The sequence below is a fragment of the Natronococcus sp. CG52 genome (assembly GCF_023913515.1).
GTDB classification, from domain to species: Archaea; Halobacteriota; Halobacteria; order Halobacteriales; family Natrialbaceae; genus Natronococcus; species Natronococcus zhouii.
This window is the reverse complement of sequence record NZ_CP099391.1, coordinates 1,604,870-1,622,181: the sequence shown is the minus strand read 5'-3', so window position 1 is coordinate 1,622,181 and position 17,312 is coordinate 1,604,870. Positions and strand designations below refer to the sequence as shown.

The 17,312-nt window shown below is 65.1% G+C and carries 19 protein-coding genes; 11 read left to right on the top strand and 8 right to left on the bottom strand.

Annotated features, from left to right (window positions below; translation table 11 throughout):
- Positions 1-85: 85 nt before the first annotated feature.
- Together cofD and NED97_RS08245 are read left to right on the top strand one after the other, a co-directional pair.
- Positions 86-1,078 (top strand): 2-phospho-L-lactate transferase, encoded by a 993-nt coding sequence (gene cofD / locus NED97_RS08250; RefSeq protein ID WP_252490225.1) that lies wholly within the window; start codon positions 86-88, stop codon positions 1,076-1,078.
- Between the two features lies 1 nt (position 1,079).
- Positions 1,080-1,841: a tRNA-dihydrouridine synthase gene (locus NED97_RS08245; protein WP_252490224.1), complete on the top strand. Its 762-nt coding sequence runs from the start codon at positions 1,080-1,082 to the stop codon at positions 1,839-1,841.
- Positions 1,842-1,910: 69 nt separating this feature from the next.
- On the opposite strand, the gene NED97_RS08240 is transcribed toward NED97_RS08245, so the two are convergent.
- The gene (locus NED97_RS08240; protein WP_252490223.1) at positions 1,911-3,128 is read right to left on the bottom strand and encodes a sensor histidine kinase; all 1,218 of its coding nucleotides are present in this window, start codon (positions 3,126-3,128) and stop codon (positions 1,911-1,913) included.
- Positions 3,129-3,318: 190 nt separating this feature from the next.
- Here NED97_RS08240 and NED97_RS08235 point away from each other — a divergent pair, with 190 nt between their 5' ends.
- From NED97_RS08235 to NED97_RS08225, 3 genes are all read left to right on the top strand, one after another.
- Positions 3,319-4,170, top strand: coding sequence for a triphosphoribosyl-dephospho-CoA synthase (locus tag NED97_RS08235; RefSeq protein WP_252490222.1), 852 nt, complete (start codon positions 3,319-3,321; stop codon positions 4,168-4,170).
- Positions 4,167-4,805 carry a DUF447 domain-containing protein gene (locus NED97_RS08230; protein ID WP_252490221.1) on the top strand — a complete coding sequence of 213 codons (639 nt, stop codon included), beginning with the start codon at positions 4,167-4,169 and terminating at the stop codon, positions 4,803-4,805. The genes NED97_RS08235 and NED97_RS08230 overlap by 4 nt, the downstream gene beginning before the upstream one ends.
- Positions 4,806-4,906: 101 nt before the next feature.
- Positions 4,907-5,098, top strand: a complete 192-nt coding sequence (locus tag NED97_RS08225; RefSeq protein WP_148857590.1) for a 30S ribosomal protein S17e — start codon at positions 4,907-4,909, stop codon at positions 5,096-5,098.
- A 135-nt stretch (positions 5,099-5,233) separates the two neighbouring features.
- Here the strand turns inward: NED97_RS08225 and NED97_RS08220 are convergent, their stop codons facing one another.
- Positions 5,234-5,506, bottom strand: coding sequence for a hypothetical protein (locus NED97_RS08220; protein ID WP_252490220.1), 273 nt, complete (start codon positions 5,504-5,506; stop codon positions 5,234-5,236).
- Positions 5,507-5,767: 261 nt separating this feature from the next.
- Here NED97_RS08220 and asd point away from each other — a divergent pair, with 261 nt between their 5' ends.
- Positions 5,768-6,802 carry an aspartate-semialdehyde dehydrogenase gene (asd, locus tag NED97_RS08215; protein WP_252490219.1) on the top strand — a complete coding sequence of 345 codons (1,035 nt, stop codon included), beginning with the start codon at positions 5,768-5,770 and terminating at the stop codon, positions 6,800-6,802.
- Between the two features lie 213 nt (positions 6,803-7,015).
- On the top strand, positions 7,016-7,375 hold the full coding sequence (locus NED97_RS08210; protein WP_252490218.1) for a DUF7344 domain-containing protein: 360 nt from the start codon (positions 7,016-7,018) through the stop codon (positions 7,373-7,375).
- A gap of 36 nt (positions 7,376-7,411) precedes the next feature.
- Here the strand turns inward: NED97_RS08210 and NED97_RS08205 are convergent, their stop codons facing one another.
- Together NED97_RS08205 and NED97_RS08200 are read right to left on the bottom strand one after the other, a co-directional pair.
- On the bottom strand, positions 7,412-7,843 hold the full coding sequence (locus NED97_RS08205; protein WP_252490217.1) for a universal stress protein: 432 nt from the start codon (positions 7,841-7,843) through the stop codon (positions 7,412-7,414).
- 159 nt (positions 7,844-8,002) lie between these two features.
- Positions 8,003-9,004, bottom strand: a complete 1,002-nt coding sequence (locus tag NED97_RS08200; RefSeq protein WP_252490216.1) for a D-2-hydroxyacid dehydrogenase — start codon at positions 9,002-9,004, stop codon at positions 8,003-8,005.
- 123 nt (positions 9,005-9,127) lie between these two features.
- Between NED97_RS08200 and NED97_RS08195 the strand changes: the two genes are divergently transcribed.
- A complete protein-coding gene (locus NED97_RS08195; protein WP_252490215.1) occupies positions 9,128-10,507 on the top strand; it encodes an NAD(P)/FAD-dependent oxidoreductase in 1,380 nt (459 codons plus the stop codon).
- Between the two features lie 39 nt (positions 10,508-10,546).
- Entirely contained in the window at positions 10,547-11,419 is an 873-nt protein-coding gene (locus NED97_RS08190) for a cytochrome c oxidase subunit 3 (protein WP_252490214.1), read from the top strand.
- 36 nt (positions 11,420-11,455) lie between these two features.
- On the opposite strand, the gene NED97_RS08185 is transcribed toward NED97_RS08190, so the two are convergent.
- The gene (locus tag NED97_RS08185) at positions 11,456-11,638 is read right to left on the bottom strand and encodes a hypothetical protein (RefSeq protein ID WP_252490213.1); all 183 of its coding nucleotides are present in this window, start codon (positions 11,636-11,638) and stop codon (positions 11,456-11,458) included.
- Between the two features lie 90 nt (positions 11,639-11,728).
- Entirely contained in the window at positions 11,729-12,181 is a 453-nt protein-coding gene (locus NED97_RS08180; RefSeq protein ID WP_252490212.1) for a hypothetical protein, read from the bottom strand.
- 188 nt (positions 12,182-12,369) lie between these two features.
- Between NED97_RS08180 and NED97_RS08175 the strand changes: the two genes are divergently transcribed.
- Positions 12,370-13,188 carry a manganese catalase family protein gene (locus NED97_RS08175; RefSeq protein ID WP_252490211.1) on the top strand — a complete coding sequence of 273 codons (819 nt, stop codon included), beginning with the start codon at positions 12,370-12,372 and terminating at the stop codon, positions 13,186-13,188.
- 31 nt (positions 13,189-13,219) lie between these two features.
- On the opposite strand, the gene NED97_RS08170 is transcribed toward NED97_RS08175, so the two are convergent.
- Positions 13,220-13,786: a hypothetical protein gene (locus NED97_RS08170; RefSeq protein ID WP_252490210.1), complete on the bottom strand. Its 567-nt coding sequence runs from the start codon at positions 13,784-13,786 to the stop codon at positions 13,220-13,222.
- Positions 13,783-16,065: a DUF6789 family protein gene (locus NED97_RS08165; RefSeq protein WP_252490209.1), complete on the bottom strand. Its 2,283-nt coding sequence runs from the start codon at positions 16,063-16,065 to the stop codon at positions 13,783-13,785. Before NED97_RS08165 ends, NED97_RS08170 begins: the two co-directional genes overlap by 4 nt.
- A 216-nt stretch (positions 16,066-16,281) precedes the next feature.
- On the opposite strand from NED97_RS08165, the gene coxB reads away from it, so the two are divergent.
- Positions 16,282-17,058 carry a cytochrome c oxidase subunit II gene (gene coxB / locus NED97_RS08160; protein ID WP_252490208.1) on the top strand — a complete coding sequence of 259 codons (777 nt, stop codon included), beginning with the start codon at positions 16,282-16,284 and terminating at the stop codon, positions 17,056-17,058.
- The last annotated feature ends 254 nt before the right edge of the window (positions 17,059-17,312 follow it).

Here is a 17,312-nt window from a genome sequence, read left to right as displayed (position 1 = left end):
CGAGGCGACGGTCGTCGCGGGTGACCGTCGTCCCGACTGACACCGGTTGCAAGTCATTAAGGCCTCTCAATCGAGAGTGTCGCGTATGGTCACGTTCCTCTCCGGAGGCACCGGGACGCCGAAGCTGTTGGACGGTGCCGACGCCGCGTTCTCGCCGGCGGAGACGACGGTCGTCGCCAACACCGGCGACGACATCGAGCTCGGGGGACTCATCGTGTCGCCGGACGTCGACACCGTGCTCTTCCAGGGTGGCGACGTCCTCGACCGCGAAACCTGGTGGGGGATCGAGGGTGACACCCACCGGACGAACGCGGAGTTGATGGATCTCGCCGACGCCGCGGGTCTGCCCGACGGGCCGCAGTACCTCGAGGAGTCGAAACAGACCGCGGGCCGAGAGATCGCCGACTGGCGCCGTTTTTCGGGCGTCGCGGAGTTCATGACGATCGGCGACCGCGACCGGGCCGTCCACATCACCCGGACGAGCCTCCTCGATCGGGGCCACTCGCTGAGCGAGGCGACTCGAAAACTCGCCGAGGCGTTCGGGTTGACGATCGATCTGCTCCCGATGAGCGACGATCCGGTGGCCAGTGTCGTCCACACCGACCGGGGAACGATGCACTTTCAGGAGTACTGGGTCGCGAATCGAGGCGAGCCGACCGTCGAGGACGTCGAGTTCCGCGGCGCCGAAGAGGCCGACCCCGCGCTGGGCGTGCTCGAGGCGCTTTCAGAGACGGTCGTGCTCGGGCCGTCGAACCCCGTCACCAGCATCGGGCCGATGCTCTCAGTGCCGGGGATCGCCGACGCGCTCGCGGAGACGACGGTCGTCGCCGTCTCGCCGTTTCTCGGGAACGAGGCGTTCTCGGGACCCGCCGCGGAGCTGATGGCCGCCGTCGGCTACGAGCCGAGCACCGGGGGGCTGGCCGAGGCGTACCCCTTCGCAGACGCGTTCGTGATCGACGAGAGCGACGACACGACCTTCGAGCGACCGACGGTCCGAACCGACATTAGAATCGACGATTCGGCCGACGCCGAACGCGTAATCGGCGCGGTCGAAGAGGCGATCGGCCTCGTGAGCTAACGTGTTCGAGCCACCGCTCGCGCTGGCGAGTCTCAGCGGCGAGGCAGACGCCAACTGGGCGCGTGCCGGCGCCGAATACGCCGGTGCCGCCTTCCTCGGCGGGATCGCGCTCGACGAGGACTCGAGAGCGGCGGCCCGCGAGATGGTCGGCGACCGCGACCGCAACGAGTTCCTCCCCGAGGATCCCGTCCGATTCGTCGACCGCCAGCTCGCCGCGCTCGAGGACGTGCCGATCCAGCCGGCGTTCAACGTCCGGAGTGCGACCCCGGAGCCGGTCGTCGACGCCGCTCGCGTCTGCCGCGACCGGGACGCGCTCCTCGAGATCAACGCCCACTGCCGGCAGGACGAACTGTGCGCGGTCGGCTGCGGCGAGACGCTGCTTCGGGACGGCGACCGACTCGCCGAATACGTCGAGCGCGCCGCCGGGACCGGCGCCACCGTCGGCGTCAAGGTTCGCGCGGAGGTTCTCGGCGTCGACCTTCCCGCGCTCGCTCGAGCCCTCGAGACGGCGGGTGCGTCGTTCGTCCACGTCGACGCGATGGACACCGAGTCGGTGATCGACGGAATCAGCGACGCGACGGCGGACCTGTTCGTCATCGCCAACAACGGCGTGCGCGACGACGAGACGGTCCGCGAGTACGTCGAGTACGGCGCCGACGCGGTCAGCGTCGGACGGCCCAGTGACGATCCGGTCGTGCTCGATCGCGTTCGAGCGTCCGTCGATCGGCACCTTCGATCCGATCTCGAGACAGCATCTCGATAACCTCGCTGTAGCGCACTCGAGAGAAATATTTTAGTCGAGGATGAGACCGTCGAGTCCGGAGCCTCGGTGCTATCGAGGACAGGAGTTAGTGCCGGACGGTGCCGGCGTTTCGATACCCGGCTCGAGAGTAAAGGAGAACGTCGATCCCTCGCCGGGTTCGGAGTCGACCCAGATCTCGCCGCCGTGGCGCTCGACGATCCGTTGACAGAGCGCGAGGCCGATGCCCGTTCCCTCGTGTTCCTCGTGGCTGTGGAGCCGATCGAAAATCTCGAAGATACGCTGCTGATGCTCGGGGTCGATGCCGATTCCGTGGTCGCGGACCGAAATCTTCCACTCGTCGCCGATCCGGTCGGCGGAGACGTGGATCCGGGGCGGCTCGTCACCGCTGTACTCGATCGCGTTGCTCAGGAGGTTCTGAAACAGCTGGCGCAACTGGCTCGAGTCGCCCTCGACGCGAGGAAGGTCGTCGGCCGTGATCTCGGCGTTGCGTTCCCCGATTCGCACCTGCAGATCGGTTAACGCATCCTCGATCACCGCATCGAGGTCGACCGATTCGAACGGATCGCCGCGCGTTTTGACTCGCGAGTACTGCAGCAGGTCGTCGACCATCACCTGCATCCGCTCGGCGCCGTCGACCGCATACTCGACGAACTCCTCGGCCTCGTCGTCGATCTCGTCGCCGAGACGATCCTCCAGCAGTTGCAAATAACTCGAGATCATCCGTAGCGGCTCCTGGAGGTCGTGAGAGGCAGTGGAGGCGAACTGGTCCAGCCGCTCGTTCGACGCCTCCAGTTTCCGAACCGTCGCCTCGAGTTCCGCCTGCGTCCGGGTCAACTCGCCGTTTCGCCGCTCGAGTTTCGCTCGTATTCGTTCCAGCTCCTCGTTCCGGCGTTCGACCTCCTGCTCCCGGGAGATAGCCCGGGCTTCGTGGATACCGATGCCGAGGCCGGCGATCGAACCGATCGCCAGCGTGATCGCTCTCGTCCCGAACGTGAATTCGGTCGGAATACCCGGATGAATCGCACGAAGGACGAGGAAGACGAGCATCACTCCGACGCCGCCGAGACTCCAGGCGGCGATCCGCGGATAGAGCTCCGGATCGAGTTCGGTACTCGAGAGCCAGTTTCCGACGTACAGAAACAGCACGCCCGTGAACCCGAGCAGCAGAAAGTCGATCACCGCTTCCAGCGTCGATCCGTGACTGATCACCTTGAGAGTCGATTGCCCTGCCGCGATCACGATGAGCAGAACGCCCAGGCCGGAGATGTAACGCGATCGGTGCGGCATCTTCGCTCCTATACGGTGCAGTCGTATATGAGCGGTGCGGTCACGCCGGTCGTCGAGTTCGAGCGACGGCGCTCGCGAGCAGATCGCAGGCCAACCGGAGTACTCGAGACGGCGTTCGAACCGTTCCGGAACGTCGTCGTCACGACGGAGCCAAGTATTCTCGCGCGACAGGAGTACGCACGGAACTCACATGACTAATCCCGCTCAGAACGCCCAACTCGCGCTCTTGCTCGAGGTCGCCGGTACTCCCAAGCCGGGCAACGTCGACCGCCACCGCGACCTCGACGATCTGCGTTTCGAACACTTCCTCGCTGGCGCCGTCGGCGCTCGCGACGGCCTCGAGATAGCGGCGAGCGGCGCAGCGGTCGGTCCGTCGTTCGAACGTGCGGTCGAAGGGATGGCCGTCCAGGAGGGCGGAAACACCCAGTTCGGCGCGCTCCTGTTGCTCGCGCCGCTCGTCCGGGCCGCCCGCGACGACCTCTCACAGCCCGTCGTCGAGTCCGTTCTGGAGGGAACGACCGTCGCCGACGCGGCCGCGTTCTACCGGGCGTTCGAGCACGTCGACGTCTTCGTCTCCGATCCGCCCGAGGCGATGGAACCGCTCGACGTTCGCCGCGGAACCGACGCGATTCCGGCCCTCGAAGAGCGCGGGCTCACGCTGCTCGACGTGATGGATCGCAGCGTTCCCGGCGACGACGTCGCCCTGGAGTGGGTCCGCGGCTTCGATCGCTCCTTTACGGCCGCCGAACGGCTCGCCGCGGAGAAGGGGCCGATCCTCGAGCGGACCGCGGCGGTCTTTCTCTCCCTGCTCGCGGAGCGTCCCGACACCCTCGTGGCGAAACGCAGCGGCGAGGCCGTCGCGGCGGAGGTGACCGAGCGCGCCGCCGAACTGTCCGAGCGCGACGCGGTCGAAACGGACCGCGAGGCGGTCGAGGCGTTCGCCGACGAACTCGTCGATCGCGGCGTCAATCCGGGGACGACGGCGGACGTCACCGCGGCCGGACTGTTCATCGCCCTCGAGCACGAAACGATCACGCTATGAGCGACGATCCGAGGCCGGAGGGGGCGAACGCGAGCGCCGAGACGGTCGAGTGGCCCGTCTCGCTCGAGGGCGTCACCGAGTCCGTCGTGACGACGCTCGGTCCTAACGGCCGGTGGAACGCCGCGGCACTCGGACTGTGCGGCGACGATGACGATGACGATGACGACGGTGACCCGGGTCCCGTCACCGCGAAAACCTGGGGAAACACCCGGACCCGGCGGAACTTCCACCGTCAGGGCGGGGGGTACGTCCAGTTCACCGCCGACCCCGTCGACTTCGTCGACGCCGCGCTCTCGATCCGCGAACTCGAGGAGCCGGTACTCGAGTCGGCGAACGCCTGGGTTCGGGTGCGAGTCGAGCAGGTCGATTCGGGAATCGAGGGAGAAACGCGATGGGAGGAGTGGCAGCTTCATCCCCTCGAGGCGGCGACCGTCTCGGAGACCGTGCCGACGATCGACCGCGGCTTCGGCGCCGTGATCGAGGCGACCGTCGCCGCCTCGCGCCTCGGCGTGGAGGGGTACGACGACGGAGAACTGCGAGACCGCCTCGAGTACTGTGCGTCGGTCGTCGACCGCGCCGGGAGCCGACGGGAGCGAGACGCACTCGAGCGCGTGCGCGAGTACTCGGAGTGGTGACGGAGCGGAGACGCCGACCGCCGCGCGCCGCCGGAAATCCGCGATACTGGGCCCCGCCGCAGAACGAATGGCTTTAGGGCGCGCTCGAAGAACCACCCTGTATGGCAATCAAACCGGCCTACGTCAAGAAGACCGGGAACCTGCTGCTGGAGCGGTACCCGGACGCGTTCACGACCGACTTCGAACAGAACAAGGACAGCGTCGACAAGCTCACGAACGTCGAATCCAAGGGCGTTCGCAACCGGATCGCCGGCTACGTCACGCGGAAGAAAGGCGCCGAAACTGCAGCGTAACTCGATTCTCGGCTCGAACGAGGTAGTTCGAGGGCACTCGCCGAATTCGAAACCCGAGAGCCGTCAGTAACCGCGGGTCGAACGCGAAAGTCGGAGAGCTGCCAGAACGGCCGTTCGGCGTGCCGAGTGATCCAGCTAGTGTTCGTCGTCGAAGCCGGGTTCCATGTAGACCGCGGCGACGAACGCCACGATAGCGATGAACAGACCGAACAGGAGACCGACCATTCCCGTGAGAATCGAGAGCTCCGTTCCGACGACGGGAAGGGCCATATCCTGGTACCCCATCACCATGAAGCCGATTCCGATCAGGAGCGCGAGCGCCGAGAGGACCGTCGCGCCGGTGCTGAACGTCGTATCGAACAGGCCCAGATCGCCGGTGTTCGCGGTCGAACCCGTCATCGGGACCACCCCGAATCGCTGGCGGTGACGACGCGTCGCTGATCGGTTGTCTCGGCGTCCGCTGCCGACGCGAACCGGACCGGATCGGTACTCGAAACGCGTGGATTCTGGTAGTGCATCGGTCGATACCTCCCACTCCGTTTTCTTAATTTCTTCTATGCGGTCGTCTGCCGACGGTCACCACCGCGGACGGTTCACTCGGCTGTAACGAACCCGCAGCAGTCGCGGAAATCCAAACCGTTTTGCGGTCACAACTCCGAGGACGGGAAAATGGCAGTACGAGTAGGCGTACTCGGCGCAACCGGAGCCGTCGGGCAACGACTGATTCAGCTTCTCGACCCGCATCCGGAGTTCGAAATCGCCGCGCTGACCGCGAGCGAATCGAGCGCCGGCAAGACGTACCGACAGGCCGCAAAGTGGCGCGTCGACAGTCCCATTCCCGAGGACGTCGCGGAAACCACCGTCTCGGCGACCGAGCCGGACGCGGTGCCCGACGACGTCGACCTGCTGTTCTCCTCGCTCCCCTCGAGCGTCGGCGCGGAGGTCGAACCCGCGTTCTGTGAGGCGGGCTACGTCATGTCCTCGAACTCCTCGAACGCGCGGATGGACGACGACGTGCCCCTCGTCATCCCGGAGGTCAACGCCGAACACCTCGACCTCCTCGAGGTCCAGCGCGACGAGCGCGGCTGGGACGGCGCGATGGTCAAGAACCCCAACTGTTCGACGATCACCTTCGTTCCCACACTCGCCGCGCTCGCGGAGTTCGGCCTCGAGAAGGTTCACGTCGCGACCCTCCAGGCCGTCTCCGGCGCCGGCTACGACGGCGTCAGTTCGATGGAGATCATCGACAACGCCATCCCCTACATCGGCAGCGAGGAGGACAAACTCGAGACCGAGTCCCGAAAACTGCTCGGCGAGTTCGACGGCGCCGCGCTCAGTCACAACGGCGTCGAGGTCGCCGCCTCCTGTAACCGGATTCCGACGATCGACGGCCACCTCGAGAACGTCTGGGTCGAGACCGAAGACGAACCGAGCCCCGACGAGGCCGCCACAGCGATGCGGGAGTACCCCTCGCTCGACCTGCGCTCCTCGCCCGAACCGCTCATCCGCGTCTTCGAGGAGCCGGATCGACCGCAGCCCCGCCTCGACCGCACGCTCGGCGACGGGATGGCCATCGCCGCGGGCGGCCTGCGCGAGTCTTCCTTCGGCCTGCAGTACAACTGCCTCGCCCACAACACGATCCGCGGTGCCGCCGGCGCGAGCGTCCTGAACGGCGAACTGCTGCTCGAGAACGGCTACCTCTAGGCCGCGTTCGAGTTCCTCACCCCGTTTTCGTCCCCGGTCGTTACGTCCGGGTGATCGTCCTCGAGTCGGAACGCCGCTGTTCGCGCTCGATCGGGGTGCTTCCTGACGAACTCGTCGTTACTCCCTTCACAGTTTGGCGGGGTGCACAAATGCCTCTGGCCGCTATCACAGGCAATGCTACCAGTCATGTCCGATCCGGAGTCCCTGACGTCCGTGACCGAGTCTCCGGACGGGGCGAGTTCGGCGTTCGACCTGCTCGCCGACCGCCGCCGCCGGGCCGTCCTTCGATATCTCGAGATGGCCGACTCGCCCGTGCCGGTGGACGACCTCGCCGACCACGTCGCGCTCGAGGAACAACCCGGCGAGAGCGGACCGGTCGCCGACCTGGGTGACGCGCTTCTCGGAACGCGACGCCGTATTCGTATCTCCCTGCGCCACGTTCACGTCCCGAAACTCGAAGCGGCCGACGCCGTCGAGTTCGACCTCGAGACGAACACCGTTTCCCTTCGCGAAGCCGGAACGGAGCTTCTGGTCCGACTCGACTCGGTCGACGAGCGCGACGACTACCGGTAACCGTCCGAACTGCTGTCGGCGTTCGGTCGGCGCGGTTCAGGACTCCTTCCGCGGCAGAGCAACGACCGGTACGGCCGCCCCCTTGACCAGCCGTCTCGCCACGTTACCGGTCAGCAACTCGGCGAGCCGGTTCCCCTCGCGAGCGTTGAACACGACGGCGTCGGCGCGTTCCTCCCGTGCGGCCTCGAAGATGCGTTCGACGATGTCGGTTCCGTAGATCGTCTTCGTCTCGAGCGTGCCGGGCGCGTCGTCGAGCGTCGTTCTGACCCGCCTGAAGATGTCGTCTGCGTGCTCCTCGCGCTGTTCCACCGACGCCTTGTCGATCCCGCCGCCCGACTTCTCGATGACGTTGACGACGATCACCGTGCTGCTCGTCTCGAGATGGGGTTCGAGCGCCGCGGCGGTCCGCTCGCCGTCGTCCGGATCGGCCACGGGAACGATCACCGTCCCGTCTAACGCGAGCGTCATCGTTCCACCTTCGGAACCGAACGGCCAGTGGTGAGTCGGTACGGGTGCGTCGACCGAGCGGTCGCTCGCGGTTCCATAGTCGGAGTGTCGTTCTCCCCGGCCAAAAAGATACACGCGGAAGCGGCGAGGGAAGCGGTGGGTCGACTACGCTCGAGCGGGTCAGAGACCGATCTGGTTCTCGAGGTCGGCGTCCGATCCTTCCCCGTCGAACCGGCGGACGTTCTCGGCGACGATGTCGGCCAGCCGTTCGTAGTACTCGGGCGTGTGACCGGCGTTGTGCGGCGTGATGTGGACGTTTCCGAGGTTCCACAGCGGGTGCTCCTCGGGAAGCGGTTCGGGATCGGTGACGTCGAGGGCGGCGCCGCGGATCCAGTTCGACCGCAGCGCGTCGACGAGCGCGTCGGTGTCGATCACCGGTCCGCGGGCGATGTTGACGATCACGGCCTCGGGATCGATCGTGATCATGGCGTCCTCGTCGACCAGCCCGCGCGTGACGTCCGTGAGCGGGCACGCGAGGACGAGGTAGTCCGTCCGGGCGAGCGCGTCGTGAAACGGTTCCTCCTCGAATCCGACGACCTCGTCCGTCGGACCGCCCTTCTCGGGCGAGTAGCGGACGCCGATCGTGTCGACGCCGAACGGCTCGAGTCGGTCGCAGACCGCCCGCCCGATCGCACCGAGGCCGACGACCGTGACGGTCGATCCCTGGAGTTCGTGGGCCCGGTAGTGGCGCCACTCCCGTCGACACTGCCTGCGCTCGGCGACGTTGAACCGACGGGTGAAGTACAGGATCGAGCCCAGGACGTGTTCGCCGATGTTCGGCCCGTGGACGCCCGAGGCGTTCGTCACCGCGACGCCGCGCTCCTCGAGGCCCTCGAGCGGCAGGTGACCGGTGCCGGCGTACGCGCAGGCGAACACCTCCAGATTTGCGGCGGTCTCGAGCAACTCCTCGTCGAGGACCATCCCGGTGACGAAGCGGGCGTCCACGATCGCCTCGCGCTCTGCTGCGGGGGTGCGGGCGAGTTCGACGGTTCGGTCGGGGAGTCGCTCCCGGAGCGCCGCGGCGTACTGTTCGATCGGAATTCCGTGAGTTCCCTTTCGGAGGACGAGCAGGTCCGGATCGTCGGTTCCACCGGGTGACGGCGTCTCGTCGACAGCAGTCATATCAGAGGCGTCGACCGGTGTCGTGAAAAGCGTTCAGTTCACGGTCTCCGTCGCCGAGAACACGACGGTTTTTCGATACGAGTTTCAGGCAGTTTAATATGACCCGCTGAGACCCAACGGAGTATGGAACGCGTTGACGTCGCGATCGTCGGCGGTGGGCCCGCTGGCACCGCTGCTGCGGAGCGGGCCGCCGCCCACGGCGCCGAGACGGTCCTCTTCGAACAGGGTGTGCCACGGGAAGATCGGGCGGAACTCGGGCCCGACTCGACCGACGCCGCGGGCATGCTCGACTACTGGATCGACATCATGGGCTTCGACTATCGGGAAATTCCCGACGAGATCATCCTGCAGGAACTCGAGTCCACCGAGTTCATCGGCCCCGAGAGTCGGGTCGAACTGACGACCACCGGAATGGACGCCGAGTATCCGCACTTCGGCTACACGTTCCACCGCGCCCGCATGGACGACTGGCTCCACGAACGGGCGAGCGACGCGGGTGCCGACCTCCGGGTCGGGACGGGCGTGAAATCACTCGAGACCGACCTGCGGGCGCAGGGCGGACCGACCCACACGCTGACGCTCTCGAACGGCGACCGGATCGAGGCTCAGTACGTCGTCCTCGCAGACGGTCCACAGCGGCGGATCACGCTCGAGGCACTGGACCAGTTCACCGCCCCCGGTCGGAGCGTTTCAGAGTACCTCTCGCCACCGGAGGCGAACCACATCGCCTACCAGGAGTACCGGGAGTTCCCGCCGGAGCTGTTCGAGGAGGATCGCCTCAAGTTCTGGTGGGGGTACATGCCGGGCGAGACCGCCTATCCGTGGGTGTTCCCCAACGACGGGACGGTCGCCCGCGTCGGTCTGACGATGCCCATCGGCATGGATCTCGCGGACGTCTCGAACCCCGATTCCTACGCGCTTTTGGAACCGACCGACGAGCAGATCCCCTCGGGTTCGGAGTACATCAGGCGCCTCCTCGAGCAGGAGTACGGCGACGAGTACGATATCGAGACGGACATTCCGATCGTCGAGGACCGCGGGAAATCGAAGGGGACGGAGACGTATCCGATATCCTCGACGCGGCCGATCGAGTCGCCCGTCGGTGCGAACATCGCCGTCGCCGGCGGGGCGATGGGGACCACCTCGGCGTTCCACGAGGGCGGCTACCACGTTGCGGTTCGAACCGGCAAGATCGCCGGTCGCCTCGCCGCGACCGACTCGCTCGAGAGCTACAACGAGGTCTGGAAGCGCGCGATCGGCGACGAAATCCTGCGTAACGTCGCCTTCGCCGATATCGTCGCGGAGTACGGCCCCGACGACTGGGACCGAGCGTTCGATACCATCGACGGGATGCAGGGTACCGAGAAGAGCGGGGCAATTATCGAACGGGGGTACGCCGCCGGCATCTCCGCAACGAAGCTCCTCGCGGCATACAAGAAACGAAAGTTCTCGTACCGCGACGGCCGCTACGTCCAGCTCACCGAAGACGACTACTTCTACTGATCGGCGGTACTTTTTCGGAGTCGACGTCGTATCGGGGGTATGGGAACAGGGACCGGTCCCGACTCGTCCCGGGAGCTGCAAGCCGACAGCGCCGGATACGGGCCGCACAATCCGCCGCCGGAATCACACGGCGATCACGACGACCACGAACACGAGAGCAAGTGGCCGCTCGTCGCCGCACTCGGTGCCGGCGGGCTCTACAGCGGAGTCGCGATCGCCCTGCTCGGAGCCGCGGCCGGCGTCCTCCCTCCAGTCGTCGGCGTCGTTCTCGCCGTCCTCGGAACGATCGTCCTGCTGGCCGGCGTCGCCGGCTGGGTCGACCAGGCGTTTCTCGGGACGCGAGACGAGCACGGGAACTCCCGGCAGTCGTACGTCTCGACGACGCTGCTCTTTCTCGCGACGGACGTTTCGACGTTCGGTGCGCTGTTCATCTACTACTTCTTCGTGCGGATCGGTAGCTGGCCGCCCCAGGAGTTGCCGCCGCTGTTGACGTCGCTGGTCCTGGTCAACACGCTGATCCTGCTCGCGAGCAGCGTCACGTTCCACTACGCACACGAGGCGTTGCACGACGACAACCGACGGCGGTTTCTCGGACTGCTCGGGACGACACTCCTTCTCGGAGTCGTCTTCCTCGGCGGCCAGGTCATCGAGTATTACGAGTTCGTCGTCCACGAGGGATTCGCGCTCTCGACGGGGATCTTCGGGAGCGCCTTCTTCGGGCTGACCGGACTGCACGGTATTCACGTCGCGCTGGGCATCGGCGGCATCGGCGCGGTCTTCTGGCGCGCCCTCCGGGGTCACTACGGTCCCGACCGGGACGTCTCCGTCGCGACCGTCTCGCTGTACTGGCACTTCGTCGACGTCGTCTGGGTCCTCCTCGTGATCGTCCTCTACGTCGGCGGCGCGCTCTGATCGCGCCGCCGTCGAACTCCGCGTCTCGAATCGCCGTCAGGGAAGGTCGTCGGTATCGGGATCGGTCTCGAGGACGCGAAGCGTACCGTCGGGACAGTCACAGAGCGTCGGCTGTCCGAGCGGTTTGAGCGTGCCGTCGGACTGCCGCTTGACGATTCCGATCGCGCCACACTGTTCACATCTCGCCGCGGCTCGTTGTTTCTCGTCGTTGTCATCCACCGAATTCACCTCGGGAGGGAATCTCGTACGAGGTCCAGTAGAAAAAAGCCACAGTGCTCATTCACGGACCCCGTCTGAGAAGCGGACCGCTCACTGCGCGTCGGAGCCGGTCGATTCGAGACCCTCGACGCCGACGGAAACGAGGTGACGGTCCGTGTCCGTCGGGAATTCCAGTGCCTCCCCGAGTGCGAACGATCGCCCCGATCGAAGGGGCGTCCCGGTGAAGAGAAACGCTCGAAACGAGGGGGAGTGTTCGTATCGGATTACGTGCGTCCGAGAGGTCGACTCGAGGCTCGCCGGCTGCCAGGCCAGGTCGCGCTCGACGACCGCGAACCGGCTATCCGGCACGAACTGGTACGGAAGCATCACTCCGCGTTCGGCGATCGCCGTGCTCTCGTTGGAGCCGCCTTCACGAGGCACCTCGTTCGACGCGTGGCCGTCGCTCGCAGTCGCACCCGAGACACCGGAAACCGTTCCCGCCGTGAGCAGGCCGTACTTGGCGAACGTTCGTCGCGATACCGGTCGGAAGCTGTTTCGATCCATCGATTCTCACGCCCTGTTCGACCATCGAGGGTAGCATAGTCGTTTGCCATGCTGAGACGTCGATCTCGCGCTATCGGTGACTGTTCTCTCCCACTTACTCCTCCGCGCTCGATAACGGCTCCTTTCGAGTACTTTCAGCGGCGGCCGCAACTGTCGTTTATACCGTTGGCGATGGCCGGTGACGGTGGATGTTCTTTCACGAACCAGAGTTACAGTACGAGGTTACCGTCGAAGAACCGGATCCGCACTTCGCGAAGCTCCTCCAGCAAGCGATCGGCGGACAGGAAGGCGAGATGCGCGTCGCGCTCCAGTACATGTTCCAGGCCTGGGCGCTTCCCGAGGAGTACGAAGGGTATCGAAACCTACTGATGGAGACCGCAGTCGAGGAACTCGGCCACATCGAGATGCTCGCGACGGCGGTCACGAAGAACCTTCGGAGATCACCGAAGCAGATGCGCGAGGAAACCGAAGAGACCGCGGCCGCCGCCGCGGCGATGACCGGACAGAACCCGCGTCAGTTCCTCTCATCGGGCCTCTCGGCGATGCCCGTCGACAGTAACGGCGTGCCCTTCACCGGCGGATACGTCGCCGCCTCGGGAAACCTCGCGGGCGACCTCTACGCGAACGTGATGGCCGAAGCGACCGGCCGCACCCTCGCGACTCGGCTCTGGGAGTACACCGACGATCCCGGAATGAAGGACATGCTCTCGTATCTCATCGCCCGCGACACGATGCACCAGAACCAGTGGCTCGAGGCGCTCGAGTCCCTGGACGATCCGGTCCCGGTTCCGGCGAGCTTCCCGCAGGAGGAGGAGAACCAGGAGGTCAACTACGCGTTCGTGTCGACCCGCCGGGAGCCGCAGCCGGATCCGGAAGCGCCCTGGACCCAGGGGGACGCCCCGGACGGCAAGGGCGAGTTCTCCTACCTCGCCGAACAGCCGGGCGACGGCGACGGAATCCCGCCGGAGCCGGATCCGAGCACGTACAATACTCCGGAAGAGGAGTAACGGCGCTCCGACCCGTCGACTCCGCGAGTCGTCACCGCTGGATGCGTTCCTCGAATCCGGCCATCTTCCGGTAGATCGGCGGCGTCAACACGCCCGCCACTCCCAGAAGGATCCCGATGACACCGATCGGGAACAACAGCGGCTCGGTCTCGAGACAGGAGTTCAGGGACGCGATGCGGACGTAGTACCGGTCGTCGTCGACCTCGACGATGGCACCCTCGAGCAGGACGTCCTCGTTCGCCATCTCGCCTTCGACCGCGGCTTCCTCGAGCGGACTGTCGATGGCTTCCTCGAGCGCGCGCTGCTCGGCGTCCGAGAGTTCCTCGTACTCGAGATCCCCGACAGTCGTCGACGGCCGCTCGTCATCCTCGAGCGCGCGGATCTCGAGATCCGGATCGCCGCAGAGTCCGAGCGTGTCCTGCATGACGACGTAGCCGCCGAGGATCGCGAGCGGAATCCCCACGGCGATCAGGAGGACGCCGAGAAACGGCGCCACGTACGTGAGGAACAGCGACTCCTCGGATTCGGTCGGCTCGCCCTCGATTTCGATGTCGTCCTCGGCGGGGCCGTCTCGCTCGGGTGCGTCGTCCGGACTCATCCCTGGTCCTCCGGTGGCGACGGGTGTCGGCTACCGAGGTACTCGACTGTCCCGGCGAGCCCGAGTCCGTAGACCCAGTGGGAGAGCAACACGAACAGCAGATACGTGACCAGTTCGAGACCCGTCTGGCCGGTGAAGAACCCGATGGCGAACCCGGAGGCGATGACCGTCGAGTACCAGAGGCCGGTGACCAGCGAGAGCTCACCCGGCAGGTATTCGCCGAGCGCCAGGAACAGCAGCGGCCAGGTCGTCATCCCGCCGGCGAGGAAGACCACGTATCCGAACGTGGTGTTTGCGGGTAGCCCGACAAGCGTGGCCAGATCGGCGAACGACTCGAGGTCGAACACGCCGAGCAGTACGGCGACGGCCAGCACGCCGGTCATGAGCACCGTTCCGACGAAGCCACCGATCGCACCCGTGCCGGCGTCGTTGACGACGGTTCGGGCGACCGGAACGATCCGGCCGTAGAGCGACGGTGGCTCCTCCTCCTGGGCCGGCATGTAGGTTCGACGGACCTCCGCGGGTTCGCTCGGGGGGATCCCGCGCTCGCGCTCGAGTTTCTCCTCGAACCACTGCCACTCGCGGCTGAACTGGTTCGTCGACTTGAGATCCCACGGGTCGGCCGTCTCGACCGGTTCACCCTGGAAGTACGACCAGAGCACGTTGTATAACCACAGCATGACGCTGAGTCCGATGATGTACGAACCGACCGTTGCGACAATCTGCAGCGTCTGGAACTCGGCGGGGTAGGTCGCGTACCGGCGTGGGAGCTCGAGGAAGCCGATGATCATGAGCGTCCCGAACGTCAGGGCAACCCCGATGACCAGCAGAATCGACTGAAAGAGTGCCAGCCGGCGGTCGTACAGTCTGCCCGTGATGATCGGATACCAGTAGTAGCTCGCGGCGAACATCATGAGCGGGATAATACCCATGATGATGAGATGGAAGTGACCCACGACGTAGTAGGTGTCGTGGTAGATGATGTCGATGGGTATCACCGCGAGGAAGACGCCGGTGATGCCGCCGTAGATGAACGTGGCGATGCCGCCGACACAGAGCACGAGCGGGGCCGCGAGTTTGACGTTTCCGTTCCAGATCGTCGTGATCCAGTTGAAGATCTTGATCGCGCTCGGTACGGCGATCGCGATCGAGGTTGCCATAAAACTCGCTCGGATACGCGGATCGACCCCCGTCGTGAACATATGATGGGCCCAGACGCCAAAGGAGAGGACGCCGATCGCGATCGTCGAATAGACGATGAACTTGAAGCCGAACAGTTTGCGGCCGACGAATTTCGGTAAGATGAGACTCATCAGTCCCGTTGCAGGGAGGAAGACGATATACACCTCGGGGTGGCCCCAGAACCAGAAGAGATGCTGCCAGAGGATGGCACCGCCACCCTCGGTAGCGAAGAAGGTCGTTCCGAAGTTCCGGTCGAACAGCAACATGAGGAGGGCAGTCCCGAGCAGCGGGAACGCAAAGAGGGCGATACCGCTCGTAACGAGCATGTTCCACGAGAAGATGTCGAGGTTCGCCCAGCCGACTCCATCGGCGCGCTCGTAGACGACGGTCGTCACGAAGTTGATCGCGGCGATCGTCGTCGCGATGCCGCTCAGGTGGAGGCCAAGCAGGAGAAAGTTGATCTGCGGGTCCGGCGTCGTCGAAGAAAGCGGTGCGTACATGGTCCAGCCGATCGCTGGCTCGCGCAGCGCGAACAGAATGGAGAGCCACTCCTCGGGAACGACCAGCGCGAGCGATGTTCCCGTCACCTCGGCGATGATCCCGAGACGGGAGAGCAGGAGTGCAGGCGGCAGCATCCAGAAGCCGACGGCGTTCAGCCGGGGAAACGCCATGTCGTCGGCGCCGATCAGCAGCGGCAGGAAGTAGTTCCCGATACCAAAGAAGACCGGGGCGACGAAGAAGATGAGCATCGTCAGCCCGTGCATCGTGAACAGTTCGTTGTAAGTCTGCTCCGTCCAGATATCCGCAGCGGGAGTCAACAGGTGCGTCCGAATCATCATCGCGTCGACCCCGCCCCAGAGCGCTGCGACCGTGCCGAACGCGATGTAGAGCAAGCCGATCTCTCGGTGATTCGTCGTCGTCGTCCAGCGAATCGCGGCCGCTTTCGCTTCGCTCCAGGTGAGCCCGTGCTCACCGATGGCTGCGTAGCCGCCGTCGGGCGACGGATCGGCTCGTAGCTGGCGCGCAAAATAGATTGTCAGAAAACACCCAGTCAGGATAGCGACGAACAGCGATACCTGTATTACCGCTCGGCTCATCGCTTCACCTCTCGTCCGAGGGCGTTGCGGTGGTCGTCCCGCTCGCCGGCATACATAGCCGTCCACTCACCATCGGCCCCAATAAAAGTAAACATCGATCGCCCGCCGTCGTCAGGATGTCGGCTTCACACCTCAGATATCAGGTAACTCAAAATGGAATGTATTTCAAATAATCAATAACGGGATTATAACAACCTAGTCATCGAACCACCGGCAATGAACGGCCGCAGGTCGACGATATCCGCACTCGTCGTCGGAGTGATTGCGGGACTGCTCACGCTAACGGGAACGGCCGCGGCACAGTCGGAAAACCGAGAGCTCATCGACGGACTCAACTACCAGTTGCTCTACGTTGCACTCCCGCTCTCGCTGTTCGTTCTGATGATCCTCATATACGCGACCGTCAAGTTTCACGACAACGACGATCCACAGCCGACCGCGGAAGATCCCGCGCTCGAGATCACCTGGACCGCGGCGACCGCGATTATTCTGCTGTTCGTCGGCATCTCCGGTTACAGCGTGCTCGTCAGTCCGTACGTCTCACCGGCGCAACCGGCCGAGCTCGCCGGCGACGGCGCCAACGAAGAATACGCGTCGGTGGAGGACCTTCCCGAGACTGACGACGAAGAGTTGATCGTCCACGGCTACCAGTGGGGCTGGGAGGTCACCTATCCGGATGCCAACGTCACGACGCAAGACGAGATCGTGATACCCGCCGACGAAGACGTCACGATGTGGTTGACCGCCGAGGAAGTCATCCACTCGCTTTTCATCTCTGATCTCGGCGCCAAACAAGACGCGTTCCCCGGAGAGTACACGCGACTTCGGACCGTCGCGTACGAGACCGGCCAGTATGACGCAGCCTGTACCGAGTTCTGCGGAGCCGGCCACTCGCGGATGACTGCGGAGGTGACCGTCGTCGACCGTGAGAGCTACGACGAGTGGCTCGAGGAGAACGAAGGAGAGCAGGCGACGGCACCGGACGCTCCCTGAACGAAGACTTAAACCGCTCACCTCCCTAGTTCGACTGCGTGCCATTAGTCCCCGTCCGAGCAAACCCATTCGGGTGCGATGACAGTACGGCGAACCCAGGCACGTAACATACGAGATTCCAACCGGAATCGAATTCGACGGCTACTGCCGTCACACCCAGGGACGTGTCCCTGTCCCTCGCCCGGCACGAGGGTTAGCCAGCCGACGCGGCACGCCGCCACGGGATGACGCTGGACGTTAGTGTTCCGGGCGAT